This window comes from Streptomyces sp. NPDC058796 (genome assembly GCF_042745235.1).
Taxonomy (GTDB): domain Bacteria; phylum Actinomycetota; class Actinomycetes; order Streptomycetales; family Streptomycetaceae; genus Streptomyces.
In genome coordinates, this window is sequence record NZ_JBHYOP010000004.1 from 426,509 (window position 1) to 451,798 (window position 25,290).

Annotated in this window: 28 protein-coding genes and 1 tRNA gene; 13 read left to right on the top strand and 16 right to left on the bottom strand. The window is 72.6% G+C overall.

All coding sequences use genetic code 11. The features are described from left to right. Window positions 1-20: 20 nt before the first annotated feature. The 5 genes from phoU to ACFW47_RS13805 all read left to right on the top strand — a co-directional run bounded on the left by phoU (window position 21) and on the right by ACFW47_RS13805 (window position 2,860). Window positions 21-710 (top strand): phosphate signaling complex protein PhoU, encoded by a 690-nt coding sequence (gene phoU / locus ACFW47_RS13785; RefSeq protein WP_386280554.1) that lies wholly within the window; start codon window positions 21-23, stop codon window positions 708-710. Between the two features lie 111 nt (window positions 711-821). Then, window positions 822-998, top strand: a complete 177-nt coding sequence (locus ACFW47_RS13790) for a hypothetical protein (RefSeq protein ID WP_386280552.1) — start codon at window positions 822-824, stop codon at window positions 996-998. 115 nt (window positions 999-1,113) lie between these two features. Then, the gene (locus tag ACFW47_RS13795) at window positions 1,114-1,362 is read left to right on the top strand and encodes an SCO4226 family nickel-binding protein (protein ID WP_386280550.1); all 249 of its coding nucleotides are present in this window, start codon (window positions 1,114-1,116) and stop codon (window positions 1,360-1,362) included. A gap of 124 nt (window positions 1,363-1,486) precedes the next feature. Beyond that, window positions 1,487-1,870, top strand: coding sequence for an SCO4225 family membrane protein (locus ACFW47_RS13800; protein WP_386305900.1), 384 nt, complete (start codon window positions 1,487-1,489; stop codon window positions 1,868-1,870). A gap of 120 nt (window positions 1,871-1,990) precedes the next feature. Further along, window positions 1,991-2,860, top strand: coding sequence for a GyrI-like domain-containing protein (locus ACFW47_RS13805; RefSeq protein WP_386280546.1), 870 nt, complete (start codon window positions 1,991-1,993; stop codon window positions 2,858-2,860). A gap of 14 nt (window positions 2,861-2,874) precedes the next feature. Here ACFW47_RS13805 and ACFW47_RS13810 read toward each other — a convergent pair. Then, a tRNA-Trp gene (locus ACFW47_RS13810) sits at window positions 2,875-2,949 on the bottom strand. Between the two features lie 145 nt (window positions 2,950-3,094). On the opposite strand from ACFW47_RS13810, the gene ACFW47_RS13815 reads away from it, so the two are divergent. Next, the gene (locus ACFW47_RS13815) at window positions 3,095-3,637 is read left to right on the top strand and encodes a DinB family protein (protein WP_386280545.1); all 543 of its coding nucleotides are present in this window, start codon (window positions 3,095-3,097) and stop codon (window positions 3,635-3,637) included. Between the two features lie 160 nt (window positions 3,638-3,797). Here ACFW47_RS13815 and ACFW47_RS13820 read toward each other — a convergent pair whose 3' ends face one another. Continuing rightward, window positions 3,798-4,175, bottom strand: a complete 378-nt coding sequence (locus ACFW47_RS13820) for a nuclear transport factor 2 family protein (RefSeq protein WP_386280543.1) — start codon at window positions 4,173-4,175, stop codon at window positions 3,798-3,800. Between the two features lie 171 nt (window positions 4,176-4,346). Continuing rightward, a complete protein-coding gene (locus ACFW47_RS13825) occupies window positions 4,347-5,108 on the bottom strand; it encodes a phosphoglyceromutase (RefSeq protein WP_386280542.1) in 762 nt (253 codons plus the stop codon). A gap of 188 nt (window positions 5,109-5,296) precedes the next feature. Between ACFW47_RS13825 and ACFW47_RS13830 the strand changes: the two genes are divergently transcribed. After that, on the top strand, window positions 5,297-6,580 hold the full coding sequence (locus tag ACFW47_RS13830; RefSeq protein ID WP_386305902.1) for an MDR family MFS transporter: 1,284 nt from the start codon (window positions 5,297-5,299) through the stop codon (window positions 6,578-6,580). Between the two features lie 15 nt (window positions 6,581-6,595). Here ACFW47_RS13830 and ACFW47_RS13835 read toward each other — a convergent pair whose 3' ends face one another. Further along, a complete protein-coding gene (locus tag ACFW47_RS13835; protein ID WP_386280538.1) occupies window positions 6,596-7,063 on the bottom strand; it encodes a DUF2000 family protein in 468 nt (155 codons plus the stop codon). Between ACFW47_RS13835 and ACFW47_RS13840 the strand changes: the two genes are divergently transcribed. Continuing rightward, window positions 7,062-7,874, top strand: coding sequence for an AraC family transcriptional regulator (locus ACFW47_RS13840; protein ID WP_386305904.1), 813 nt, complete (start codon window positions 7,062-7,064; stop codon window positions 7,872-7,874). The genes ACFW47_RS13835 and ACFW47_RS13840 overlap by 2 nt on opposite strands. A 7-nt stretch (window positions 7,875-7,881) precedes the next feature. Here the strand turns inward: ACFW47_RS13840 and ACFW47_RS13845 are convergent, their stop codons facing one another. Both ACFW47_RS13845 and mshA read right to left on the bottom strand, forming a co-directional pair. Further along, window positions 7,882-8,385, bottom strand: coding sequence for a YbjN domain-containing protein (locus tag ACFW47_RS13845; RefSeq protein WP_100047561.1), 504 nt, complete (start codon window positions 8,383-8,385; stop codon window positions 7,882-7,884). Continuing rightward, the gene (mshA, locus tag ACFW47_RS13850) at window positions 8,378-9,751 is read right to left on the bottom strand and encodes a D-inositol-3-phosphate glycosyltransferase (RefSeq protein ID WP_386280531.1); all 1,374 of its coding nucleotides are present in this window, start codon (window positions 9,749-9,751) and stop codon (window positions 8,378-8,380) included. The genes ACFW47_RS13845 and mshA overlap by 8 nt, the downstream gene beginning before the upstream one ends. A gap of 213 nt (window positions 9,752-9,964) precedes the next feature. Between mshA and ACFW47_RS13855 the strand changes: the two genes are divergently transcribed. The 3 genes from ACFW47_RS13855 (at window position 9,965) to ACFW47_RS13865 (ending at window position 14,051) form a co-directional block, all read left to right on the top strand. Beyond that, complete coding sequence (locus ACFW47_RS13855) at window positions 9,965-10,783, top strand: class I SAM-dependent methyltransferase (protein ID WP_386280529.1); 819 nt, start codon at window positions 9,965-9,967, stop codon at window positions 10,781-10,783. A 438-nt stretch (window positions 10,784-11,221) separates the two neighbouring features. Then, a complete protein-coding gene (locus tag ACFW47_RS13860; RefSeq protein ID WP_386280527.1) occupies window positions 11,222-12,331 on the top strand; it encodes an NlpC/P60 family protein in 1,110 nt (369 codons plus the stop codon). A gap of 259 nt (window positions 12,332-12,590) precedes the next feature. Continuing rightward, window positions 12,591-14,051, top strand: a complete 1,461-nt coding sequence (locus ACFW47_RS13865) for a PP2C family protein-serine/threonine phosphatase (protein ID WP_386280525.1) — start codon at window positions 12,591-12,593, stop codon at window positions 14,049-14,051. Between the two features lie 27 nt (window positions 14,052-14,078). Here the strand turns inward: ACFW47_RS13865 and ACFW47_RS13870 are convergent, their stop codons facing one another. The 4 genes from ACFW47_RS13870 to ACFW47_RS13885 all read right to left on the bottom strand — a co-directional run bounded on the left by ACFW47_RS13870 (window position 14,079) and on the right by ACFW47_RS13885 (window position 16,150). Continuing rightward, entirely contained in the window at window positions 14,079-14,414 is a 336-nt protein-coding gene (locus ACFW47_RS13870) for a DUF2516 family protein (RefSeq protein WP_198941427.1), read from the bottom strand. A gap of 97 nt (window positions 14,415-14,511) precedes the next feature. Beyond that, window positions 14,512-15,117 (bottom strand): hypothetical protein, encoded by a 606-nt coding sequence (locus tag ACFW47_RS13875; RefSeq protein ID WP_386280522.1) that lies wholly within the window; start codon window positions 15,115-15,117, stop codon window positions 14,512-14,514. Window positions 15,118-15,186: 69 nt separating this feature from the next. Continuing rightward, complete coding sequence (locus tag ACFW47_RS13880) at window positions 15,187-15,660, bottom strand: helix-turn-helix domain-containing protein (protein ID WP_386280520.1); 474 nt, start codon at window positions 15,658-15,660, stop codon at window positions 15,187-15,189. Window positions 15,661-15,790: 130 nt separating this feature from the next. Further along, the gene (locus ACFW47_RS13885) at window positions 15,791-16,150 is read right to left on the bottom strand and encodes a helix-turn-helix domain-containing protein (protein WP_217245320.1); all 360 of its coding nucleotides are present in this window, start codon (window positions 16,148-16,150) and stop codon (window positions 15,791-15,793) included. Between the two features lie 51 nt (window positions 16,151-16,201). Here ACFW47_RS13885 and ACFW47_RS13890 point away from each other — a divergent pair, with 51 nt between their 5' ends. After that, on the top strand, window positions 16,202-17,092 hold the full coding sequence (locus tag ACFW47_RS13890) for an NAD(P)-dependent oxidoreductase (protein ID WP_386305905.1): 891 nt from the start codon (window positions 16,202-16,204) through the stop codon (window positions 17,090-17,092). Between the two features lie 15 nt (window positions 17,093-17,107). Here ACFW47_RS13890 and ACFW47_RS13895 read toward each other — a convergent pair whose 3' ends face one another. The 5 genes from ACFW47_RS13895 to ACFW47_RS13915 all read right to left on the bottom strand — a co-directional run bounded on the left by ACFW47_RS13895 (window position 17,108) and on the right by ACFW47_RS13915 (window position 24,023). Further along, on the bottom strand, window positions 17,108-19,165 hold the full coding sequence (locus ACFW47_RS13895) for a HelD family protein (protein ID WP_386305907.1): 2,058 nt from the start codon (window positions 19,163-19,165) through the stop codon (window positions 17,108-17,110). A 59-nt stretch (window positions 19,166-19,224) separates the two neighbouring features. Next, entirely contained in the window at window positions 19,225-19,830 is a 606-nt protein-coding gene (locus ACFW47_RS13900; protein WP_386280513.1) for a TetR/AcrR family transcriptional regulator, read from the bottom strand. Window positions 19,831-19,925: 95 nt separating this feature from the next. Beyond that, window positions 19,926-22,151 (bottom strand): phosphotransferase family protein, encoded by a 2,226-nt coding sequence (locus ACFW47_RS13905; RefSeq protein ID WP_386280511.1) that lies wholly within the window; start codon window positions 22,149-22,151, stop codon window positions 19,926-19,928. Window positions 22,152-22,392: 241 nt separating this feature from the next. Next, window positions 22,393-23,148: an HAD family hydrolase gene (locus tag ACFW47_RS13910; RefSeq protein WP_386280509.1), complete on the bottom strand. Its 756-nt coding sequence runs from the start codon at window positions 23,146-23,148 to the stop codon at window positions 22,393-22,395. Next, on the bottom strand, window positions 23,148-24,023 hold the full coding sequence (locus tag ACFW47_RS13915; protein ID WP_386280506.1) for a winged helix-turn-helix domain-containing protein: 876 nt from the start codon (window positions 24,021-24,023) through the stop codon (window positions 23,148-23,150). The genes ACFW47_RS13910 and ACFW47_RS13915 overlap by 1 nt, the downstream gene beginning before the upstream one ends. A gap of 148 nt (window positions 24,024-24,171) precedes the next feature. On the opposite strand from ACFW47_RS13915, the gene ACFW47_RS13920 reads away from it, so the two are divergent. Further along, window positions 24,172-24,360, top strand: coding sequence for a hypothetical protein (locus tag ACFW47_RS13920; RefSeq protein ID WP_386280504.1), 189 nt, complete (start codon window positions 24,172-24,174; stop codon window positions 24,358-24,360). On the opposite strand, the gene ACFW47_RS13925 is transcribed toward ACFW47_RS13920, so the two are convergent. Then, a complete protein-coding gene (locus tag ACFW47_RS13925) occupies window positions 24,361-25,272 on the bottom strand; it encodes a FadR/GntR family transcriptional regulator (RefSeq protein WP_384478428.1) in 912 nt (303 codons plus the stop codon). Window positions 25,273-25,290 lie beyond the last annotated feature (18 nt).

Below are 25,290 nucleotides of genomic sequence, written 5' to 3' on the forward strand. Positions count from 1 at the left end.
ACGTACGAGAGGGAACCCTGATGCGGGACGCGTACCACGAGGAACTTGACTCGATCGGCGACAGTCTGGTGGAGATGGCCCGGCTGGTCGGGTCGGCGATCGGACGCGCCACGACCGCGATCCTCGACTCCGACCTGAAGCTGGCCGAGGCGGTCATCGAGGGCGACCAGAAGGTCGACGAGCTCCAGCACGAGCTGGAGGCCCGGGCGATAACCCTGCTGGCCCGGCAGCAGCCGGTCGCCACCGACCTGCGGATAGTCGTCACCTCGCTGAGGATGTCGGCCGACCTGGAGCGCTCGGGCGACCTGGCCCAGCACGTCGCCAAGCTGGCCCGGCTGCGCTACCCGGCGCGCGCGGTGCCGCACGACCTGCACGCGACCATCCTGGAGATGGGCCAGCTCGCGCAGCGCCTGATGGCGAAGGCGGCCGAGGTGATCATCACGAAGGACGTCGACCTGGCGCTCCAGCTGGAGCAGGACGACGACGCGATGGACCTCCTCCACCGCACCCTCTTCCAGCACCTGATGGACGACCGCTGGAAGCACGGCATCGAGACGGCCGTGGACGTCACTCTCCTCGGCCGCTACTACGAGCGCTACGCCGACCACGCCGTGGCCGTCGCCAAGCGGGTCGTCTACCTGGTCACCGGTGAGCACGCGGACGAGCTCCAGCCGGACATCCAGCCGACGACCCAGGCCGAGGGCGCGTGAGCCCACCGGTGTTCGTGCCGGGGGCGCGCGAGGTCACCCCAATGCGCCGTTGATGCGACTGCCACCCCGGGCGTGCAATGGACCGAGGCACACCAGCCTCCAGGAGGAACCATGCCCGATTCCCCCAGCACGCCCGGCGCCCAAGGCACGAAGCACCCCGACCCCACCCGGCAACGCCCCACCGAGCAGCCCCCGGAGCCGCGCGCCCTGCCCCTGCTGGCCGCCTGCGGCTGCGGGTCGGGCTGCGGCTGCGGCTGTCAGTCGGGCAGTCCCTGTCAGTGCGGCTGACGGCGCGGCAGCGGCGTCGGAGCACGCGACGGGCACGGCGGCCGGTTCGCCCCGGCCGCCGTGCGCGCGCACTCTGGAAGGAGCAGGAAGACGCTCCCGAAGGAGGTGCGCCGCCATGGCCCACTTCATGGACGTGCACCACGGCATGCACGGCATCACCGCGGACCAGCTCCACCGTGCCCACCAGGCGGACCTCGCCCTGGAGAAGGACGAGAACGTCCACTTCGAGCGGGCATGGGCGGACCCCGGCTCCGGCACGGTCTACTGCCTCTCCGAGGGCCCGTCGGCCGACGCGGTCCAGCGCGTCCACGAACGCGCGGGGCACAAGGCGGACGAGATCCACGAGGTCCCGCTGACGGTCTAGGTCTGGTCTCCTCTTTGAGTACGGGTACTCAGGCCCCGGAGGCCGATCCCGTCCGACCCTGGACACGCAGATTCAGGCCGGGAACACCCAGCCGGAAAGCGACCTCCGGGGAGACCGAAACCCGATGAACACCACCCGCACCACCCGCATACGCACCCTCACCAACCTCACCCGCCTGACCCGCCTGACGGTCGCCAACCGCGTCTCGGCGACCTACCTCACCGCGGTCGGCGGCGCGATGGCGGTTGCGGCGCTGACGCCCCTCTTCGCCACCAGCCCCGACGCCTCCCTCATCTGGATCTGGCCGGCCCTCTTCACCTTCCCGGCCTTCGGCTTCGTGGCCTGGCTCGGCGAGTCACTCTGGGGCGGCGAGGCCCCGACGTGGTTCTTCATCGGCGGCATCGTGCTGTCGGCCCTGGTCCAGTCGCTGGCGCTGGGGGCGGCGTGGGAGGGCCTGCGGGACCGGCGCCGGGGGCGGCGCCGGGGGCGGCTGACGACGGCGAGGTGAGCCGCGACAACCGGTACAGCCGCCTGATCCCGCGCCCTCCCGCACCCGACCGAACCGGACCACAACGATCGGGAGGCGCACCCCCGCCCCCTGCCACGGTGGATGTCGGAAGGAGGCCTCGTGATCTCGGCACTCAACCACCTCGTCGACCTCGTCGAGGAACACCTCACCGAGGAACTCGACGTCCCCGCACTGGCCGGAACGCTCGGCACCACCGAGTACCACCTGCGCCGGATGTTCTCGTCGCTGGCGGACATGCCGCTGTCGGAGTACGTGCGCCGGCGCCGCATGACGGTCGCCGCCGCCGACGTCGTACGCGGTGAGGACGACCTGCTGAGCATCGCCGTCCGGCACGGGTACGGCTCCACCGAGGCGTTCGGACGTGCGTTCCGGTCGGTCCACGGCGCCGCCCCGCGTGACGTACGCCGTGACGGAGGCCCCCTTCAGACACAACCGCAGCTCAGGTTCCGCCTGACCGTCGAAGGGAGCACCCCCATGGACACCCGCTTCGCCGACCGCCCCGCGTTCCGCCTGATCGGCCACGCCGCCCGCGTCCCGCTGATCCACGAGGGAGTCAACCCGCACATCCAGCAGCACATCGCCGCACTGCCCGAGCAGGAGCACGCCCGTCTGAAATCCCTCAGCGACACCGACCCGGCGGGTCTGCTCCAGATCTGCGACGACCTGGAGCCCGACAGCCCGGAGGGCAGCGAGCTGACGTACCTGCACGGGGTCGCCGTCACCGGGGACACCCCGGCCCCCGACGACCTCGACGCCATCGAGGTCCCGGCCGGCCGGTGGGCGGTCTTCCGCAGCTCGGGCCCGTACCCGGCAACCCTCCAGACGACCTGGGCGACCACCGCCTCGGAGTGGTTCCCGTCCAATCCGTGGCGCCTGCGCCCGGGTCCCTCGATCGTCGCCGTCCTCGACCGCGCGGAGGACTTCTCGACGGCGACCTGCGAACTGTGGCTCCCGGTGGAGCCCGCGTAAGTTCCCCGAGGGGGGCGGGACGACCGGATTCGAACCGGCGTCCTCGCGGTTCTGGAGACCGCTCGCGTCGACCACTGCGCTACGTCCCGCCCCCGGCCGCGATCGTAACGGCTGAGGGCGGGGCGGTCGCGTGGAATTCGCGGCTGATCCGCGCGTAGTAGGACACGATCTGACCTCAATCGCTCATAGCGTCTTCCCACACCGACGGAGCAGGAACCCCGGAAGGCGGACACCATGACCTCCAACGAGCAGACCACCCGCGACACGGCCACCGGTGAGCGCGCCGACCTGCTGGAAATGCTGGCCAAGCAGCGGCACTTCCTGCGCTTCACCACCCGAGACCTCACCGACGAGCAGGCCGGCCTGCGGACCACCGCCGGCGAGCTGTGCCTGGGCGGTCTGATCAAGCACGTGGCCTCGACCGAGCGGGGCTGGGTCGACTTCATCCTCGAGGGCCCGTCGGCGATGGGCGACTTCACGACCATGACCGAGGCCGACATGGCCAAGCGGACCGACGAGTTCCGCATGTTGCCCGGTGAGACCCTCGACGGCGTACTGGCCGCCTACGCCGAGGTGGCCCGCCGCACCGACGACCTGGTCGCCACCCTCCCCGACCTCGACGCCGCGTGGCCACTGCCGAAGGCCCCGTGGTTCGAGGCCGACACGCAGTGGTCGGCCCGCCGGGTGCTGATGCACATCATCGCCGAGACCGCCCAGCACGCGGGCCACGCCGACATCATCCGCGAGTCCCTGGACGGCGCGAAGAGCATGGGCTGACGCCCGGCGATACGCCCCTCACCTGCGCGGGACGTGCGGGTGAGGGGCGTGGTCGGCTTCAGAGGTGTCCAGCTCCGCAGAGAACAACCCGGGAGCCAACCGGCGGCCCGGCGCGGCGAGAAGGACATTCGCCGGGCGGACGCCCCCTCAAAAGGACGACTCAGGAGGCGGACGGTTCGATCTCCCCCGCGAAGACGATGACCTGGTCGATGAGGCTCCGCCGCAGATGGACGACGTCCGTTCCCGCCAGGCGGGGGCCTCCGTCCGGCGTGGTGAAGACCCACTGGTACCGGGCCCACTCGTCAGGCATGTCCACCGCCGAGCAGCGCACCATCGTGCCGGTCCCCGCCGGGTGGCGCCGGATGTCCAGCACGAACCGCTCGACCGCCGCGATCCCTTCACTGCGGCCCAACGGCCCCCAGAAGACCACGTCTGAGGTCAGAGCCTGGGAGAGCAGGGCAGTCACATGGCTGTCGTCCGAAGCGTTGAACGCGGAGATGAACGTGTCGATCGCGGAGCGTGCAATGTCTTCCTGCATGCCCCAGTAATACCAGCCGTTTCGCGTGCGCCCGGAGGAAGATGCGGGCGCCGCTTCCTCGGGGACGGCGATCCCGGCCCCCACCGTGACGCTCGAGCGCCCGCCCCCACGCGAAAGCCCCCGCCCAGCGGAGAAAACCGCGGGGCGGGGGCTTGCCGGCGTCGGTGCGGGCTACTTCTTCTTGCCCTGGTTCTTCACAGCCTCGATCGCCGCCGCGGCCGCGTCCGGGTCCAGGTACGTCCCGCCCGGGTTCAGCGGCTTGAACTCGGCGTCCAGTTCGTACGTCAGCGGGATGCCCGTCGGGATGTTCAGGCCCGCGATGTCGGCGTCGGAGATGCCGTCGAGGTGCTTCACGAGGGCGCGCAGGCTGTTGCCGTGGGCGGCGACCAGGACCGTGCGGCCGGTGAGGAGGTCGGGGACGATGCTGTCGAACCAGTACGGCAGCATGCGGCCGACTACGTCCTTCAGGCACTCCGTCTGCGGGCGCAGCTCCGGCGGGAGGGTCGCGTAGCGGGCGTCGGAGAACTGGGAGTACTCGGCGTCGCGGTCCAGCGGCGGCGGCGGGGTGTCGTAGGAGCGGCGCCACAGCATGAACTGCTCCTCGCCGAACTCGGCGAGGGTCTGGGCCTTGTCCTTGCCCTGGAGGGCGCCGTAGTGGCGCTCGTTCAGGCGCCAGTGGCGGTGGACGGGGATCCAGTGGCGGTCGGCGGCCTCCAGGGCGAGCTGGGCCGTGCGGATCGCGCGCTTCTGGACGGACGTGTGGACCACGTCGGGCAGCAGGCCGGCGTCCTTGAGCAGCTCGCCGCCGCGCGTCGCCTCCTTCTCGCCCTTGGGGGTGAGGTTGACGTCCACCCAGCCGGTGAACAGGTTCTTCTCGTTCCACTCGCTCTCGCCGTGGCGGAGGAGGATCAGCTTGTACGGTGCGTCGGCCATGCTTCCGAGCCTAATCGAACCCCCGCACCGGCCGCGCGGGGCGCCCGAAGCGCGGACGGTTGACGGGAAGTGTTAATCGAGTGGCTCCCGTACCGACGCGTTCGTAGGTTGTTCGTGCGTCACGTAAGACGTGCTTCCCAGCCCAGCCGCTTACAGTCTTCGCCGCTCACAGTCTTCTCGGGGGTCCCATGTCCGTCACCGGTGTCAGGCGTGCCGTGCGGGAGTCCGTCTCCGGGCTCCCCCGCGAGTTCTGGTGGCTGTGGACCAGCACCCTGGTCAATCGGCTCGGGGCCTTCGTCGCCACCTTCATGGCGCTGTACCTGACCATCGACCGCGGGTACTCCGCCTCGTACGCCGGACTGGTCGCCGCGCTGCACGGGCTCGGCGGGGTCGTCTCCTCGCTGGGCGGCGGGGTGATGGCCGACCGGCTCGGGCGGCGGCCCACGCTGCTCGTCGCGCAGGTCTCCACCGCGCTGTCCGTCGCACTGCTCGGCTTCGTGCGGGACCCGGTCGCCATCGCGGGCGTCGCCTTCCTGGTCGGCATGGCGAGCAACGCCTCCCGGCCGGCCGTGCAGGCGATGATGGCGGACATCGTGCGGCCCGAGGACCGTATCCGCGCCTTCTCGCTCAACTACTGGGCCATCAACCTCGGTTTCGCCATCTCCTCCATGGCGGCCGGGTTCATCGCCGAGGCCAGCTACCTCGCCGGCTTCCTGATCGAGGCCGGGATGACGCTGGTGTGCGCCGTGCTCGTCTTCGTGAAGCTGCCCGAGTCGCGGCCGGAGGGGGGCGACGGCAGCGGGGCCGCCGGTGCCACGGAGGCTCCCGTATCGCTCGGGACCGTGTTGCGTGACGGGCGGTACATGGGGGTCGTCGGGCTGTCCTTCCTCATCGCCCTGATCTTCCAGCAGGCGTACGTGGGGCTGCCGGTGGCCATGGGCGAGGCGGGGTTCACGCCCGCCGACTTCGGCATGGCGATCGCCGTCAACGGGGTGCTGATCGTCGTGCTCCAGATCCCGGTCACGCGGTTCATCGAGCACCGTGATCCGCGGCTGCTGCTCGTCGGCTCGGCACTGCTGGCCGGGTACGGCTTCGGGCTCACCGCCTTCGCCGGGTCCGTCGCGGTCTTCGCGCTGACCGTGTGCGTGTGGACGCTGGCCGAGATCGTCAACGCGCCGACCCAGACCGGGCTCGTCGTGCGGCTGTCGCCCGTGCACGGGCGCGGGCGGTACCAGGGGATGTACACCATGTCCTGGGCGGTCGCCTCCCTCGTCGCCCCACTGATGTCCGGGTTCGTCATCGACCGCTGGGGCGCCGAATGGCTCTGGGGCGTGTGCGCCGTCGTCGGGACGGCGGCGGCGGCCGGGTACTGGGGGCTCATGCGGGGACTGCCACGGGAGGACGCCGCCGTCACGGAGCCGGTCCCCGGCACGCCCGCGCCGGCGAAGGCCGCCGAGGTCACCGGCGCCTGACCGCCACCGCCCCGCTCACGGGTGCATCCGCGCCCCCTTCAGCACCTTGTCCACCGCGTTCCTCGGGCCGTACACCGCGAGGCCCACCAGGTCCAGTTCCGCCGTCGGCACGGCCCGTACCGCCGCCCGGTTGTCGCGGTCGTTGCCCGTGGTGAAGAGGTCGGACGTGAACACGGCGCGGGGCAGGGCGCGGGAGAGGACACGCGCGTGGGCGGTCGTCAGCGTCTCCTTGGTGCCCTCGAAGACCAGCACCGGCTGGCGGAACATCGGCAGGTAGCCGACCGCGTCGGCGTCCTCGTACGGCTCGCCGACGACTTCGGGGGCGTTCGTGCCCAGGCCGCTGACCAGGAAGGCGGTGACGTTGAGGCGCTGCCAGGTCTCCAGGTCCTCGCGCAGCAGTACGGCGATCTTGGTGTCGAAACGCGTGTTCATACGGTGAGACTGCCGGGCCGGGCACGGGCGGGTCTTGTACGTTCTTTGCATGGCCGCCGACCAGCGGACGCGCACCGTCTCCGCCTGGCGACCCCGCGTCCCGGGCGTCGTCGAGGTCTTCCACGCCCACTACACCGAGTACGCCTACCCGATGCACGTCCACGACGCCTGGACGCTGCTCATCGTCGACGACGGGGCCGTACGGTACGACCTGGACCGGCACGAGCACGGCACCCCGCACGACACGGTGTCGCTGCTGCCGCCGCACGTGCCGCACAACGGCTCCCCCGCCACCCCGGACGGCTTCCGCAAGCGCGTGCTGTACCTGGACGCCTCCCGGCTGGGCGAGGAGCTGATCGGGCCGGCGGTCGACGGTCCCGACCTGCGGGACCCCGTGCTGCGGCGGCGGGTCGGGCAGCTGCACGCGGCGCTCGCGCTGCCCGGGGAGGAGCTGGAGGCGGAGAGCCGGCTGACGTTGATCGGGGAGCGGCTGCACGCCCACCTGCGGCCCCGGGAGCCCCGGGACGCGGCGCGCCGTGATCCCGTGCTGGCGCGCCGGCTGCGGGAGTTGCTGGACGAACGGGTCGTCCAGGGCGTCACCCTCGACGAGGCCACCGCGCTCGTGCCCGCTCATCCCGCCCACCTCGTACGGGCGTTCAGCGGCGCCTACGGCATCGCACCGCACCAGTACCTGATGTCCCGGCGCGTGGAGCGGGCGCGGCGGCTGCTGCTCGCGGGGCACGCTCCGGCGGAGGTGGCCGGCGCGACCGGCTTCTACGACCAGGCCCACCTGACCCGGCACTTCAAGCGGCTGGTGGGGGTCACGCCGGGGCGGTACCGGACCGGCCGCACCCGGGGCTGACCGGGCGTCAGTCCTCCGTGCGCTCGATCAGGCGCTGGAACGCCTCCAGGTTCCGCGTCGACTCCCCGCGCGCGGTGCGCCACTCGTACTCCTTGCGGATGGCGGTGGCGAAGCCCAGCTCCAGCAGGGTGTTGAAGGCGCCGTCGGCGGCCTCCAGGACCTGGCCGAGGAGGCGGTCGATCTCGTCGGGGGTGACGGCTGCCAGGGGGAGCTTCGCGGTGACGTAGACGTCGCCGAGGCGGTCGACCGCGTAACTGACGCCGTACAGCTTGAGGTTGCGTTCCAGGAGCCAGCGGTGGACGGCCGGTTCGTTCTCGTCGGGGTGGCGGACGACGAAGGCGTTGAGGGAGAGGGAGTGCCGGCCGACGAGGAGGGAGACCGTCGTGGAGAGCTTGCGGGTGCCCGGGAGCTTCACGACGTAGTTGCCGGGCTCGGGGCTCTCCCACTCCAGCTCGGCGTCCTTCAGGGCGTCCTCGACAACCTGTGCTGCCTTCTGCGCTGCCTCAGCCATGGTGGGAGGGTACGCGACGGCGGTGGGCGTGGATCGCGGCCGTGTAGACGTCGGCGGTCGCGGCGGCGGCGCTGTCCCAGCCGAAGGACTGGGCGTGCCGGGCGGCGGCGTCGCCCATCCGGGGCACCAGCTCCGGGTTGTCGGCGAAATCGCGCAGCACGCGCGCGTACGCGGCGGGGTCGTGGCCCTCGACGAGGCGGCCGGTGTGTCCGTCGCGCACGGCGACCGGGAGCCCGCCGACCGCGGCGGCGAGGACGGGGGTGCCGGCCGCCTGGGCCTCTATGGCGACCAGGCCGAAGGACTCGCTGTAGGAGGGCATGACGAGGACCGACGCGGCCCGGAACCAGTCGGCGAGCTGTTCCTGGCCGACGGGAGGGCGGAAGCACACGACGTCGGCGATGCCGAGCCGCGCGGCGAGTTTCTGCAGGCCCTCCGGCTTGGCGAGGCCGCTGCCGCTGGGGCCGCCGACGACGGGGACGAGGATGCGGGAGCGCAGCTCGGGGCGTTCGTCGAGGAGGACGGCGACCGCGCGGAGCAGGATGTCGGGGGCCTTCAGCGGCTGTATGCGGCCGGCGAAGAGCGGGATCAGGGCGTCCTGGGGCAGGCCGAGGCGGGCGCGGGCGGCGGCACGGGCGTCGGTCCTCTCGCCGGGGCCCGGCTCGGCGCCCTTGGGGAAGGGGCGGAAGCGGTCGAGGTTCACGCCGGGGTGGACGACGGCGACCTTGGCCGGGTCGGCGGCGTAGTGGCGGACCAGCTCGTCGGCCTCCTCGGCGGTGTTGGCGATCAGCCGGTCGGAGGCGGCGACGATCTGGGTCTCGCCGATGACGCGGGCGGCGGGCTCGGGGGTGTCGCCGTCGGCCAGGTTGGCGTTCTTGACCTTGGCCATGGTGTGCATGGCGTGCACGAGGGGAGCGCCCCAGCGCTGGGCGGCGAGCCAGCCGACGTGGCCGGAGAGCCAGTAGTGGGAGTGGACCAGGTCGTAGTAGCCGGGGCGGTGGCCGGCCCAGGCCTGCATCACGCCGTGCGTGAAGGCGCACAGCTGGGCCGGGAGGTCCTCCTTGGCCAGGCCCTCGTAGGGGCCGGCGTCGACGTGGCGGACGAGTACGCCGGGCGCGAGCTGGACGGAGGGCGGGAGCCCGCCGGCCGTCGCGCGGGTGAAGATCTCGACCTCGATGTTGATCGCGGCGAGGCGCTGTGCGAGTTCGACGATGTACACGTTCATGCCGCCGGCGTCGCCGGTGCCGGGCTGGTGGAGCGGTGAGGTGTGCACGGAGAGCATGGCGACGCGTCGGGGCCTGCGGTGCAGCCTCAGCCGCGGGGAGGCCGCCGGTGAGCGACGCCCGAGCCTGGTGACGTACTGGCTCACGAGCCATTCCTCCTCGCTGCGGGCATGCCGGTCGGAGGACACGCGCCGCCCTCCGAGAGGTGGGAACACCGGACGGGGGCACTCCATTTCCGGTTTCCCCGCCTTTGCCGAATCATTACCGGCAGTCGATCAACCGTTCGAGGTGCGGTTGCGTCACCCCCGCAGGGGCGGACGCGTCCGGACGGACGGCCCCGGCCGCATACCCTCGTACGCATGCCCTCCCGCACCACCGCCCGCACGGCCCCCGTGGGCACGGTCACCCGCGGGACGACGAACCCGAACCGGCTGCGCCGGATGGACCGCTGGATCGCCGCCGTCCACGGAGCCGAACTGCGCCGCGCCGCCGCGCCCCTCGCCGTGGACCTCGGGTACGGCGCGGCCCCCTGGACGGCCGTCGAGCTGCTGCACCGCCTGCGCACGGTCGCGCCGCAGGCGCGCGTGGTGGGCGTCGAGATCGACCCGGCGCGGGTGGCGGCCGCCCAGCCGTACGCGCGCGAGGGCCTCGACTTCCGGCACGGCGGCTTCGAGGTCCCCGTCTCCCTGCGGCCTTCGCTCATCCGCGCGGCGAACGTGCTGCGGCAGTACGACGAGGGTGAGGTGGCCGCGGTCTGGCGGCGGCTGTGCGCGCGGCTCGCGCCGGCCTCGGAGCACTCGCGCGGGGGGCTCCTGGTCGAGGGGACGTGCGACGAGATCGGGCGCCGGCACGTGTGGGTGGCGCTCGGGCCCGAGGGTCCGCGCACGGTCACCCTCGCCACCCGGCTGGGCTCTCTGGACCGCCCTTCCGACCTGGCGGAACGGCTGCCGAAGGCGCTGATCCACCGCAACGTCCCCGGCGAGCCCGTGCACGCCTTCCTGCGCGACTTCGACCGCGCCTGGGCCGCCGCCGCGCCCTACGCCTCCTACGGTGCCCGCCAGCGCTGGATGCGGGCGGTGCGGGACCTGGCGGCCGACTGGCCGGTGACGGACGGGCCGGGGCGGTGGCGCCAGGGCGAGGTGACGGTGCGGTGGGAAGCGCTGGCGCCGCGCGGCTGACGGCGGCGGCCCCACCCGTACCGGGCGGCCGCACGCCCGACCGGACGACTCCACGCAGGCCGGCCAGACCCGCGAAGACCTGGCGGCTCCCCACAGGCCGGGGCTCCACACACGCCGCCCGCCGGGGGGGCACCACGCCCGGGCGGGCGACATCACACGGACCGAGCCCCGTCACGCCTGACCGGCCGGCCCCACACCTGACCCAGCGGCCCACCGACCGGGCAGCATCACACCCCGGCCGGGGCACCCCCGTCCCCGGCCGGGCAAGCGGGAACGATCTCCGTGCGGCGTTCGTCACACAGCGGGGGAATCGTCGTACGGCGCGGCAGAAGGGGGGATGCAGGAGGGAAGCACGACCTCTGTCGCTTTCCGCGCCGGCATGGCACGATCCCCCAGGCGACGTATGTTACTGACGGTTAATCAGCTTGGGGGCGAGGTATGCGCACGGGGAAGCATGGCTGGACGACCGCTGCCGTGACTGTGGTCTGCGCGGTCACCGTGCTGGCGGCACCGGGCACGGCGTTCGCGGACCCGGGTCCCTCACCGTCGCCCGGTACGCCCGGCGCCTCCCCCTCCGCCCCTGCCGCCACCCCCGGCAAGGACCTGGAGGCCGTGCGCAAGAAGCTCGACAAGCTCTACCGCGCGGCGGCCTCGGCCACGGAGGAGTACAACGCGGCCGAGGAGAAGGCGGACAAGCAGTCGGCCGAGATCGTCGAGCTGGCCAAGAAGATCGTCGAGGGCCAGGAGAAGCTGGACGGCCTCAAGGACCGCGCGGGCGCGGCGGCCCGCTCCCAGTACCGCACCGGCGGCCTGCCCGACGAGGCCAAACTGATGCTGAGCGACGACCCCGAGGGCTTCCTCGACGGCACCGGCCGGGTCGTCCAGGGCCAGCGCGCCACCAAGGGCCTGCTCGGCGAGATGACCCGCACCCAGCAGGACCTGAAGGCCTACGCGGCCGACGCCTCGGCACAGTTCGACAAGCTGGAGGCGAACCGCAAGGCCAAGGCCACCGCCCAGAAGAAGATCGAGAAGCAGATCAAGGCGGCCGAGGAGCTGGAGTCCGAGCTGGAGCAGGAGGAGAAGGAGCGCCTGGCCCGGCTGGAGCGCGAGGCCCAGGAGAGGGCCCAGACCGCCTGGCTCGGCTCCGGCATCCTGAAGGACCTCGACAGCGAGGCGACCGAGCAGGGCCGCAAGGCCGTCGAGTACGCCACCGCCCAGGTCGGAAAGCCGTACCAGTGGGGCGCCGAGGGCCCGAAGGCCTACGACTGCTCCGGTCTGACCTCACAGGCCTGGGTGGCGGCCGGCACGGCGATTCCGCGCACCTCGCAGCAGCAGTGGAAGCAGCTCCAGCGGGTGGACATCGAGGACATGCGCCCCGGCGACCTGATCATCTACTTCGACGACGCCAGCCATGTCGGCATGTACGTCGGCGACGGCTCCGTCGTTCACGCACCGCGCCCGGGGCGCTCGATCACGATCGCCGGGGCGGGCACGATGCCCATCCTCGGGGTGGTACGGCCCGACACGGGCGCCTCCGCCCCGGAGTGACCCCTCGCGCCGGGAACGTGAACCGGGCCACGTGACCCAGTCCACGCCCGGCGCCCCGCCGCGCGTGACGTTCGTCATCCCGGACCCCCGGTCGACGTGTCCAACTGCGGTGCATAACGCGGCATATGACAGTGGCCGACGACCGTCCGGCGTGTTCTGGACCATTCCGCAGCGGCGGCGTCACCCGCTATGGTCCCCGTCGGTGGGTCGAGGTCCCTCGCCCCGCCATGCCCTCGGGGGGAGGGAAGGAACCAAGAAGATGCCCGTACCCGTACCGCGGCCAAGGGCGATCCCGGCCGTGGAGTGTGGTCAGGCGCCCGCCGCGTCCCAGGACCGCGGCCCTTCCACGGAACAGGCCCCGCCCGGGACAGCCCCGGCCGAGAACCTCTCCGGCCGGCCGGAGAACCCCACCCAGAAGCGCGAGAAGACCACGGAGAACCGCGAGAACACCCCGACCCGGACCACGGACCGGACCCCCGGCCGTGTCACGGACCAGCGTGAGGGTGCCGTCCCCACGAACCTGACGGTGCTGCTGATCGAGGACGATCCGGGCGGCTCACCGATCGTGCCCGACCTGCTCGACCAGGCCGGCAAGCCGATCCGCATCCGCACGGCCCGCAACCTCACCGAGGCCGGCCGGCTGCTCACCGACGACGTCCACTGCATCCTGCTGGACCTCGCCCTGCCGTCCCCCGCCCCGGCCCGCACCGGCGCCGACGACGGCGGGGACGGGGACGCGGACGGCCACGACGAGCTGGCGGTGCTGAGGCACGTGCTGGAGCTCGCGCCCCGGCACGCCGTGCTCGTGCTCACCTCCTCCAGCGACGCCGAGCGCGGCGCGGAGGCCGTGGCCGTCGGCGCCCAGGACTACCTGTTCCGCGACGAACTCGACGGCCGCCTGCTGAGCCGCGCGATCCGCTACGCCGTCGAGCGCAAGCGGTCCGACTCGGCGGAGCGGCGCCTGGCCGAGGGCCGGCTGCGCGCCCAGGAGAACCGCCGCCTGGAGCGCGGCCTGCTGCCGACACCGCTCCTGGAGGGCTCCCCGCTGCGCTTCGCCGCCCGCTACCGCCCGGGCCGCTCCCGCGCCCTGCTCGGCGGCGACTTCTACGACGTCGTCCGCACCCCGGACGGCACCGTGCACGCCATGATCGGCGACGTCTGCGGGCACGGCCCGGACGAGGCGGCGCTCGGCGTGGAGCTGCGGATCGCGTGGCGCGCGCTGACCCTGGCGGGGCTCTGCGGCGACCAGCTGCTGGGCACGCTGCAGCAGGTGCTGGAGCACGAGCGCGCGCACGACGAGATCTTCGCGACCCTGTGCGCCGTGGACATCGCCCCGGACGGGCGCCGCGCCGGCCTGTGCCTGGCCGGGCACCCGGCGCCGCTGATCGCCGGTCCGGGCACGCCCGCGAGGCTGCTGCCCTACGACAACAACGGCCCGGCCCTGGGCCTGCTGCCGGGCGCCCGCTGGCCGCGCATGCAGGTGGAGCTGGGCGCCGAGTGGAGCCTGATGCTCTACACCGACGGCCTGATCGAGGGCCACGTGGGCGAGGGCCGGGAGCGGCTCGGCCAGGACGGCATGGTGGAGATGGTGCGCCGGCAGTTCGCCGAGGGCCTGCAGGGCGAGCAGTTGCTGCGGGCGACCGTCAACGAGGTCCGCGAGCTGAACGGCGGCGAACTGGCCGACGACGTGGCCGTGGTCCTGCTGGACCGGACGCCCTGAGCCGCCCGGTCCGAGCACCGGTGCGGCTCAGCGCCCGCCGTTGTACGGACCGTACGGGCCGTCGCTGCTGGAGCCGCGGCGGGTGCTGCGCCCGCCGCCCGGCAGGCCGCGCAGCGCGGGCCGGACGTCGACCATGTACACGATCGTCGCGATGAGCCCGATGATCGGCAGGAACGACAGGATGTTGAAGACCAGGTTCACCACGAAGGCGAGCCCGAGGATGATCAGCCAGAACGGCTTGGTCTTCTTGTCGGCCGCGCGGTAGGCGTCCTCACGGCGCGTGGCGGCGTCGATCAACGCGAAGCCGCTGAAAAGGATCAGGGCGATGCTCAGCAGCCACATGAAGCCTGCGAACCCCTGCATCAGCACAACGTCCACCACCCGAGTCGGATCGTCCTTACGCGGTCACCGTACCCGTTGAACGGGCCGGACACCCCAGAGGTGCCCGGCCCGGAGCCGGCTACTTCGCGGGCGGCGCCGTCTTCTTGGCGGCGGCGCTCTTCTTCGCCGGGGCCTTGCGCGGCGCCGGGGTCTTCTTCGCCGCGGCGGACTTGTCCTCGGTGACCTCGACCGGCTCGGACTTGGCGGGCTTGGCCGGCTCGACGGCCACCGCGAACTCCTCGACGCCCTCGGCGACGTCCTCGATGCCGTCGGCGGCCTGGCCGCGCCAGGTGCGCACCGCCTGCTCGCCGCGCTCGGCGACCTTCTCGTAGGCCTCCCGCGCCTTGACGGCGTACTCGGCGGCGACGCCGACCGAGCGCAGCGCGAGGTCCTGCGCGTTCTCGCCGAGCTTCTTGAAGTCGGCGTCGAGGGAGCCGAAGAGCTCGTTGGCCTTGGCCTGGAGGGTGCCCTGGGTCTCCTTGACGCGGGCCGTCGCCTTCTCCTGGACGGCCTTCGGGTCGGTGTTGCGCACGGCCTCGATCCGCGCCGGGGCCTCGGCGCGCAGCTGCTCCACCAGCACCGGCACCTTCTTGGCCTGCTGGAAGGCCAGGTCCGCGGTGCCCGCGGCGAAGTAGAGCGGGGTGGGGTCGCTGAAGGTCTTGCGCAGGTCGTCGGTGATGGCCATGGTGATGGTCCTCCGGAATTGCGTTCGACTGAGGGTTTTGTGGTGGTCCCGCGCCCGGCCGGCCACCGGCTACTGCTCGCTGCCGCCGGCCGTACGGGCGCCGGGACCCGGTATGGAGTCCGCGCCTTCGGCGGCGTCGCCCGCCGCCGACTCCTGGGCCGGCACCTCTTGCTCCCCGTCGGTCCCGAACCCGTTCTCCTTGCGGAAGGACTCGTAGATCTGGAGCAGCACCTGCTTCTGCCGCTCGTTCAGCGAGGGGTCGGCGAGGAGGACGGCACGCGTCTCCACGTCATCCCGGCCGCGCTCCGCGTCGAGGATCCCGGCCCGTACGTAGAGCGTCTCGGCGGAGATCCGCAGCGCCTTGGCGACCTGCTGGAGCACCTCCGCGCTCGGCTTGCGCAGCCCGCGCTCGATCTGGCTCAGATACGGGTTGGACACGCCCGCGGCGTCGGCGAGCTGCCGCAGCGAGAGCTGCGCGTTGCGCCGCTGCTCGCGCAGGTACTCACCGAGGTTGCCGAGATTGCCGACGTTGAGCGAGGCCATGCCTCCACCATGCACCAGCCTGCTAACTATTGCAAGCATCCGCTTGCAATAGTGCCCGTACCCACTTTTTTGTGCGTACTGGGCAACGCGCCTCGCCCGTTCGAGACTGAAGCGGCAGACAGGGCGGGCGTCAGGAGGCCGCGCGGACGGCGGCCTCCGGTTCCGCCAGCCGGTCCAGGCGGCGGTGGCCCCAGTCGGAGAGGGGGGAGAGGGCCTCGGCGAGATCGCGGCCGAACGCGGTCAGGGAGTACTCGGTCTTGGGCGGCAGCACGTCGTACACCTCGCGGTGCACCACGCCGTCCGCCTCCATCTCGCGCAACGCCTGAGTCAGCACCTTCTCGGTGAGGCCCGGCGCCTTCCGGCGCAGTTCGGCCGGCCGGTGCGGCCCTGACTCCAGCAGCCACAGCAGCGTGGTCTTCCACTTGCCCTCGATCACGGCGATCGCGGCGGTCACTCCGCAGACGTTCGGATCGTGGCGCCGGTGTGCCATGTCGTGCCCCCATTCATCAGCAATCGTTCGTCACGTTACGGGAGTTCAAGCATGTCCGCACAGACCCACCAGCCCTCTGACGTCACCGTCCTCGGCCTGGGCCCGATGGGCCGGGCGCTGGCCGCCGCCTTCCTGGCCGCCGGGCTGCGCACCACCGTCTGGAACCGCACGCCCGGCCGGGACACCGACCTGGTCGCCAAGGGCGCGATTCCGGCGTCCTCCGCCGAGGAGGCGGTCGCCGCCGCCCCGCTGACCGTCGTCTGCGTGGTGAACTACGACGCCTCCGACGCCGTACTGCGCCAGGACGCCGTCACCGCCGCCCTCAAGGGCCGCACGGTCGTGAACCTGAGCGCCGACACCCCCGGACGGGCCCGGGACACGGCCGAGTGGGCCGATCGTCACGGCGTCCGCTACCTGGACGGCGCGATCATGACCCCGACCCCGACCATCGGCACGGACGACGCGGTGTTCCTGCACAGCGGACCCGAGGAGCTGTACCAGGAGCACCGGCCGGTGCTGACGGCGCTCGGCGGCACGCACACCCACCTCGGCGCGGACGCCGGGAGGGCCGCGGCGTACGACATCGCGCTGCTCGACATCTTCTGGACGGCGATGGCCGGTTACACGCACGCGCTCGCCGTGGCCCGGGCGGAGGGCGTCACCGGCGCGGAACTCGCGCCGTTCGCGCAGGGCATCGCCGCGATCCTGCCGCCGCTGTTCACCGAGTTCGCCGCCGACACCGACGCCGGCACGTACTCGGGCGAGCTGAACCCGATCACCTCGGCCGCCTCGACCATGGCCCACGTCGTCCACGCCTCCGAGGCGCACGGCATCGACGCGAGCCTGATGCGGGTCGTCGAGGGGCAGGCCCGGCGGGTCATCGCGCGCGGGCACGGCACGGACGGGTACACCCGTGTCACCGACGTGATCACCGGGCGCTGACCCGGGCGGCAGCCGTCAGAAGGGCAGCGGCCGCGCGTGCACCACGTCAAGCCGGGACACCGCGCGGGTGAGCACCACGTACAGCCGGTGCAGGCCCCGCCCGCCGGTGCCCTCCGCCTGCGCGATCGCCGCCGGTTCGACGGCGACGACGTGGTCGTACTCCAGCCCTTTGACGACGCTCGCCGGCGCCACGGTCACCCGGGCGCCCAGCTCTTGTGGCCCCCCGGCCGGGATGCCGGCCGCGTCGAGGGCGGCCCGCAGTCCGGGCACGTCCGCGTCGTCGGCGACGACCCCGACGGAGCCGTCCCGGGTGAGGGCGGCCCGTACGGCGTCGACGGTCGCGTCCACGACCCGGCCGGGGGCGACGGGGCGGACCGCCAGCTCCCCGTCCGCGCGCAGCGAGCGGGCCTCGGGCACGTCCACGCCGAGCCGTGCCAGCAGCCGGTTGGCGAGGCCCACGACCGCCCGCGGCACCCGGAAGCCGGTGGTCAGCGGCGTCACCGGGGCGTCCGGGCGGCCGAGGTGCGCGAGGGCCGTCCGCCACGACCGGGCGGCCCACGGCGTGGTGCCCTGGGCCAGGTCACCGAGGACGGTCAGCGAGCCGAAGGCGGCCCGGCGGGCGATGGCCCGGTACTCCATCGGGGAGAGGTCCTGGGCCTCGTCGACGACGATGTGCCCGTAGCCCTCGGGGTGTTCGAGGAGACCCGCAACCTCGTCGAGGAGGACCAGGTCGGCGGCGGACCAGCGGGCCGACCGCCACGAGCGCCGCGCACCGGCCGCCGTCCACAGCAGCGCCTTCTGCTCCGCGTCGTCCAGCAGCCCCTCGGCGGCCCGCGCCAGCGCGTCCGGATCGCCGAAGAGCCCCGCGACGACCTCCTCGGGACGCACCCGGGGCCAGGCCGCGTCGAGGTACGCGGTGACGGGCCGGGCGCGTTCGACCCGGCGCGTCCAGGCGGCCGTCCGCGGCCCGCTCCGCCGCTCGGCCTGCTGCTGGACGTACCGCACGATCCGGGCCCGCACCCGCTCCCGTCCCACGGTGTACGGCGGCTCCTCCTCCCGTACGTCCGCCACGATCCGGGTCAGCTCGTCGGCCGGGACACGCCAGCGGTAGGAACCGTCCGGCACGACGAGGGAGCCGGCGGCGCCGGCGGCCACGCGCGCGTACAGGGCGCGGCGCAGCACCTCGGCCGTCCGGGCGTCGTGCTTCACGGCGGCGGCCCGCTCGTCGTCGGTGGCGGTGACCGGGTGCCGGGCGATCTCCCGGGCGAGGGTGGACTGCCGTACGCCGGTCTCGCCGAGGGCGGGCAGCACCTCCGCGATGTAGGCGAGGAAGGTGGGGTTGGGACCCAGGATCAGCAGGCCGCCGCGGGCGATGCGCCGCGGGTGGGTGTAGAGCAGGTAGGCGGCCCGGTGGAGGCCGACGGCGGTCTTCCCGGTGCCCGGGGCGCCCTGGACGCAGACCGTGGCGGTGAGGTCGGCGCGGACGAGGTCGTCCTGCTCGGGCTGGATGGTGGCGGCGATGTCCCTCATGGGTCCGACGCGGGGCCGTTCGATCTCCCGGGCGACGATGTCGCTCGCGCGGGACTCGCCCCGGCCGAGGCGTTCGTCCTCCAGCCCGGTGAGGTCGGCCGAGTCCCCGCGGCTGCCGGGCGCCCAGCCGAAGCGCCGGCGGACGGCGACGCCGCGCGGGTCGGTGGCGGTGGCCTGGTAGAAGGCACGGGACACGGGGGCGCGCCAGTCGACGACGAGGGGCGGGGCGGCGGGGTCCTCGGTGATCCGCAGCCGGCCCAGGTGATACGTCTGCCCCGCGTGATCGCCCGCCGCGTCCGTCCCGGCGAAGTCCAGCCTCCCGAAGAACAGCGGCCCCTCGGGCAGTGCGCGCAGTTCCTCGGCCCGGCTGCGCAACCGGTACCCGAGCACTTCGGCGTCGGCGCCGGAGGCGGAGACGTCCTCGCCGGTGACGACGTGTTCCCGGGCGCCGTCGACCATGGCGGCGAGGGCGGTGCGGCAGTGATCGTGGTGGGCGCGTTCGCGGGCGAGGGTGTGCCGCAGGGCGGGGTCGGGTGAGCTCATTCCATCGAGCGTACCCAAAATCGAGACTCAGTTAAATAATTTACTCTGACTCACGCGGCTCAGGCGATCCGCGGCAGCCCGGCCGCCAGCGCTCCGAACGCCCGCTCCGCCGCCGCCACCGCGTCCCCGCGCACTGCGGCCACCCGTTCCCCGGCCGCGATCCGCCGCCAGTTCTCCAGCGCGAGCACCCGCTGTACGGCGATGATCTGCCCGGCCGCGAGCCTGGCGTCCAGGTCCCCGCCCAGGGCCTGGCCCAGCGCCGCCTCCGACCGCTCCAGGTGCGTGTGCATCCGGGCGACGAGCGCGGGCGTCCCGTACAGCAGCGTGTGGAAGGCGAGTACGCCGGGATCGTCGTTGAGGCCGGTCACCGGGTCGCACCGCTCCAGCCCCGCAAGGAAGTGCCGGCGCAGCGCCGCCAGCGGTGTGGGCCCCTGCGCCACCACCCGCGCCGCCTCGCCCTCGTGGTCGGCGATGCGGTGCAGGACCAGGTCCTCCTTGGCCGGGAAGTACCGGAAGAGCGTCGGCTTGGACACCTCGGCCGCGGCGGCGACCTCCGCGACGGACACCGCGTCGAAGCCCTTCTCCACGAAGAGCCGGACGGCGGTGTCCGACAGCACCTGGATCGTCCGCTGCCTCTTGCGCTCCCGCAGACCGGTCTCCACCATGCGACGACCCTACGCCGGGCGCCGGGCGGCGACTCGGGCGGCGGGCAGCGCGCGCCGGGGGGCGGCGACGCCATACCGTTGCCGCCGGTGGCCGCTCAGACGTCCGCCACCAGCCGCGCCCCCCGTGGCCCACCGCGGTCCCCTTGTGGCAGCGCCCGGGCGAGATACGGGTTGGCCATGGACTTGTCGGGCAGGCCCAGGGCCGCCGTGGCCTCGGCCAGGGTCATCGCGTAGGTCTGGACGGCACGCTTGACGTTGGGCGCGTCGAGGCCGGCGCCGGTCACCAGGCGGTCGAGGTCGACATAGGCGGAACGGACGGTCTCGATCCACCGGTACACACGCCAGTCCCGCTGCCAGTCCTTGGTGCAGTCGGGCGGGAGCGAGCGTTCCCACCGGCGGAACATGCGGTCGCGGATCTCCGGCCGCGTCGGTGTGAGGTGCATGTGGCGGACGAGGTCGTACAGGGGATCGCCCACCATGGCCATCTCCCAGTCGATCAGCGTCAGACCCCCGTCCGGACGGCGCACCAGGTTCCAGGGATTCAGGTCACCGTGCAGCAGGACGGAACGGCGGGGTGTCAGGGTGTGGCGGGCGAGGATCTCGGCCAGCCGGACGCTGTCCGGCAGTCCCAGTTCCCGGGCGAGGGCCATCGTGGCCCTGGGCAGCTCGCTCACCAGCCGGACCAGTTCGCCCCGCAGCCAGGGGTGGAAGGCCTCCCCGCCCAGCGGGTCGAGGGCGACGCACTCGACGCCGGTCAGCTCGCCCAGCTGGTCCACGAGGTCGTCGGCCTCGTACGGGCGCAGTCCGTACGCGGGGTGCTCCGGGGGCCGGAACCCGTCCGCCGGCCCTTCGTAGGAGTGGACGGTGAACTGTTCGCCGAGCCCGCTGGTGCCCAGGGCCAGCACCCTGGGTGCCCGCACACGCACCGCGGACCGCTCGATCGCCGTCAGCACGGCGTGCTCGCTCAGGAACCGGCGCTCCCGGACGTCGGTGGTGCTCGCCTTGCGCCGCACCATGACGGGGAAGCCGACGCCCGGGACCTCCACGACCGTGTTCAGGTGGGCCGTCCCCTTGAGCACCCGGTCCGCCGAAGCCGCCCCCTCCTCCAGCAGGGCGCGGCCGACCGCCCACGCGGGGAAGTCACGGGGGAGGCGGAACCGTGGATCCCGCTGCCACCCGATCCGGAACAGGGCCCGCTCCCGGCTCGGCCGGCCGCCGTTGGACTCGTTCCAGCGGTAGAGAATCCGCTCGATGGCCCGCTCGTCCGGCACGCTCTGGAGGCGCAACGGTTCCTCCGCCGCCACCAGCGCCCGGCGCACCTGACGCGTCGCGGCGTCCAGGTCCCGCTGCTCGAAGGAGGCGCCGAGCGACTTGGCGGCACGCATGACGTCCGGGTAGACGGACTGGGCGTGCTCGAAGGCGACGTAGTGCTTCAGGTCCCGGTCCAGCCCGTTCACGGCCTTGCCGCGCCGCCGCCCCATCACCTTCCGCCAGGCCTCGACGACCTCCGGCCACTGGTGGTCCGGGTAGCGCATGCGCACCAGGTGGGTGGCGAGATCGTGCACGGGGTCGCCGTAACTCGCCAGCTCCCAGTCGACGCAGACCAGCGGCGGGTCCCCGCCGTAGGACACGATGACGTTGTCACGGTGCAGGTCCGTGTGGAGCAGGCTGAACGGACGGCTGACGAGTGTGGGCACCCGTTCGGCGAACCTCAGCAGAGCGTCCTCGGGGATGCCCAGCATCGCGAACAGGCCGCCGAACTCGCCCCAGTTCCGCTGCCTGATCTGCTCCTCGGCGGCGAAGGCCAGGGCCCGCAGGAAGGCGCCGCTGTCCCGGCTGGAACGCGGCCAGGAGGCGGGCAGCGGTGGCAGGTGGTGGCGGCGTACCTGCGTCATGTCGGCGAGCAGCCCCGTGAGCGCGACGATCAGGTCGTGGCCGACAGGCGTGTCGTTGGGGCAGACGGTCGCCAGGGGCACGCCCTCCACATGGCTGAGGACCACGACGTCACCGTGCTTGGCCAGGCACCGCGGGACGTTGGGCAGCACACCCCGGATCCGGTTCAGCACGTCGGCCTCGTCCTGCCAGGTCCGGACGACCACCGGCAGCGCGGAAGGGATGCGTTCGCGGACCGTGACCGCCGCGCCGTCCTCGGCGGCGACCAGGCGCGCGTCCTCGGAGGTCAGGGGGCGCACCGTGTAGTTCAGGTTGTGGTGGCCCCGGCCGAACCGTCCCAGCGCCCTGGCGTGCGCCAGGAACCGGTCGAACGCCTCGTCGGCCGCCCGCTCGAGTGCCGGCTTGCCGAGCGGGGACGGACGACTCACGGAGTGCTCCAGGAGGACTTGCGACGCGCCGGATCTTCATGTGGGGACGGAGAAAGTGGGCACACAGTACAGCCACGGCTGGTGGCCCGTTGGGTGTACTCCACGATCCGGAACGCACAGGAGCAACTCGGGTGACCCGACCGGGCGAATCGGTCCTGTCACCCGACCGTGCCCGACCGTCACCCGTCCCCGGCCTGCCGCTCGCGGCACCCGCGGCCGTGCTCCTCGTCCTGCCGATGGCTCAGGCCTGAGCCCGGCCCCCGCCGCCCTCCCACACCAGCTTCAGCACCGGCTCCAGCGAGTGCACGACCGTGTCCGCGCCCGCCTGCCTCAGGAGCTTCCCCTTCTCCTCGTTGCGCGCGTAGCCCAGGAACGGCACACCGGCGCGGCGGGCGGCCGTCAGGTCGGAGGGGGTGTCGCCGATCATCAGGGCCTGGCCGGGCGCCGCGCCCATCGCGCTGAGGGCCCGGGTGAGGCAGTACGGGTCGGGCTTGAGCAGGCCGAGATTCCGGGTGCGGCCGTAGATGTGCGGGGCGAAGCAGCCGAGCAGGCCGCGCGTCGCGAGGTACTCGCCCACCACGCGCGGCGAGTTGTTGGTGGTGACGGCCAGTCCAACGCCCAGCGCGGCCCAGGTGCGGATCAGCGGGTCCGCGTACGCGGTCGGCCGGGCGGAGGGCACCGCCCGCAGCTCCTCCCGGGTCAGCCGCTCCTCGAACTCCGCGGCCAGGTCGCTGCGGTGGCGCCTGCGGTCGACCGCGCCCAGCAGGACGTGCGGGTCCGGGTGGACCTGCTCCTCCTCGGTCAGCAGTTCCTTGAGGCCCATCCGTTCGAGCCAGTCCACCAGTTCGCCGGCGACCCGGTCGGCCGAGTAGCCGGCGAAGAGCCTGCAGATGGGGCCGTCGAAGTCCCACAGGACCACCCGGGCGCCCGCGATCAGGTCCCTGAGGCCGGCGGTCCGCTCGGTCACCGGTTCCGTCTGATCCGTATCGGAAGTCACTAGGAGAGTGTCATGTCCGAGGTGATGGTTTCCCAGAGGGCGTCGAACCACTTCTGCGATTCCTCCACGAACACCGCGTCCCGGTGCCCCGCCCGCTTCAGGAAGGAGAACAGCAGCGACTGGGAGCCCAGGGCGTCGTACATCTCCAGCGTCCGGCTCTCGTACTCCTCCTCGCGCCGGGTCAGCATGTAGTAGCCGTACAGGGCCTCCTCGCCGTTGAGCAGGTAGAGCTTCATCGGCGGGGTGAAGGGCAGCGCGCGGAAGGCGATGTGCACGTCGACGCGGTGGGTGGAGCGCACGGCGTGCAGGTTGTGCTGGAGGACGCGGGCCTGGGCGTTGCGCATCTGGAGCCAGCGCTGGTGGACCGGGTCGTCGTCCTCCTCGTCCACCAGGACGGGGAAGGCCAGCTCGATGTCCCGCGACGGCATCAGGACGCGGAAGTCGATGGACTCGGGCCGGATGCGGCCCTCGTGGATGAGGCGGAGGGGCTCGCTGAGGGCGAGCATCAGCGTCTCCGAGGTGTGGCAGACGACGTCGACCTTCACGCGCGGTGCCGAGAACGCGTCCGACAGGCGGGGCCCGAGGGCCACCATGGTCGGCTGCGGTTCCCCCCGGGGCGTGGCGGGCTCGGCGATGCGGGGCGGGCTGCCCTTGCTCACGTTGGTGAGCAGGCCGTCCTCCTGGAGCGCGCGCAGGGCCTGGCGGACGGTGCCGCGCTCCACCCCGAACTCGTCGGCCAGCTCGGCCTGGGTGGGCAGGCGGTCCCCCGCCTTGAGGTCTCCCTCGCGGATCCGCTCCCGCAGGATGTCGGCGATCTCCTGGGACGAGAGCCTTCTGCCGCCGTTCACGGACACGTTCTCCTGGGTCACGACCAAACGCTACAACTTCGACCTACCTATAGGGAGTTGTTTGAAACTTGTTTATAGGTAGTAGCCAAGTGGGGACAACCTAGTTGGAGTTGGTTGCCAACTTTAGTCAGTTGGCGGAAGTTCTTCTTCCCGAACCTCCGAAGGGGGAAAGACAGTGCCCGTCCTCGCTTTCGTCTCCGCGATCCTCGTCGTCACCCTCGAGCAGGTCGTCCAGTGGAAGTACGGCGCCACCGGCATCGTCGGACTGCTCCTGCTCACCGTGGGCGTGAAGGCCAAGAGCCCGTCCGTCAGCTCCGCCGGAGCGGTGGTGCTGGCCCTCCTGGTCGCGGGCCCCGCCCTGTGATCACGTCGTGAGCAGCAGTTCCGAACTGATCGTCTCCCACAGCGCGTCGAACCACAGCCGCGACTGCTTCACGAACACCGCGTCCCGCACGCCCCCGTCCTGCCCGAACGCGAACAGCGTCGAACGGATGCCCTCCACGTCGTACGTCTCCATCGGCTCGTGATCGATCTCGTGTTCACGCCGGCTGAGGGTGTAGTACGCGAAGAGGGCCTCCGCGCCGTTGAGCAGGTACAGCTTCACCGGCGGCGTGAAGGGCAGCGCGCGGAAGGAGACGCTGACGTCGATGCCGTGCGTGGCCCGCAGGCCCAGCAGGTTGTGCTGGAGCACCTGCCCCTGGGCGTTGCGCATGGCCAGCCACCGCTCGTGCACCGCGTCGTCGTCCCCTCGGCCGGCCACCGCCACGGGGAAGGCCAGGTCGATGTTCCGGCCCGGCAGCAGCACGCGTACGTCGATCTTGGCCGGTTTCCGCCGCCCCGCGTGGATCTGGCGCAGGGGTTCGCCGAGGGCGAGGGTGAGGGAGACCGAGGTCAGGCACAGGGCGTCGATCTCCACGTGCGGGGACGCGAAGGCCTCGGCGATGCGGGGCGCGAGGGCGACCGTGGTGGGCGCGGGCAGGGCGGCCGGGCCGGTCAGGGCCGCGTCCGGATCGGGCGCGACGGTCGCCGGGCTCCCCTTGGACACATTGGTGAGCAGGCGCTCCGACTGGAGGATGCGCAGGGCCTGGCGGACGGTGCCGCGCTCCACCCCGAACTCGTCGGCCAACTGGGCCTGGGTGGGCATGCGCTGGCCCGCCCGCAGCCGACCGGACCTGATCCGGGCGCGCAGCTCGTCGGCCACCTCGCGGTGTGTCCTCTGCGGCCGCCGCGGTCCCTTGAGGCCGTCGACGAGGACGTGTTCCGGCTCCACGACCAAACACTACAACTTCTCGCC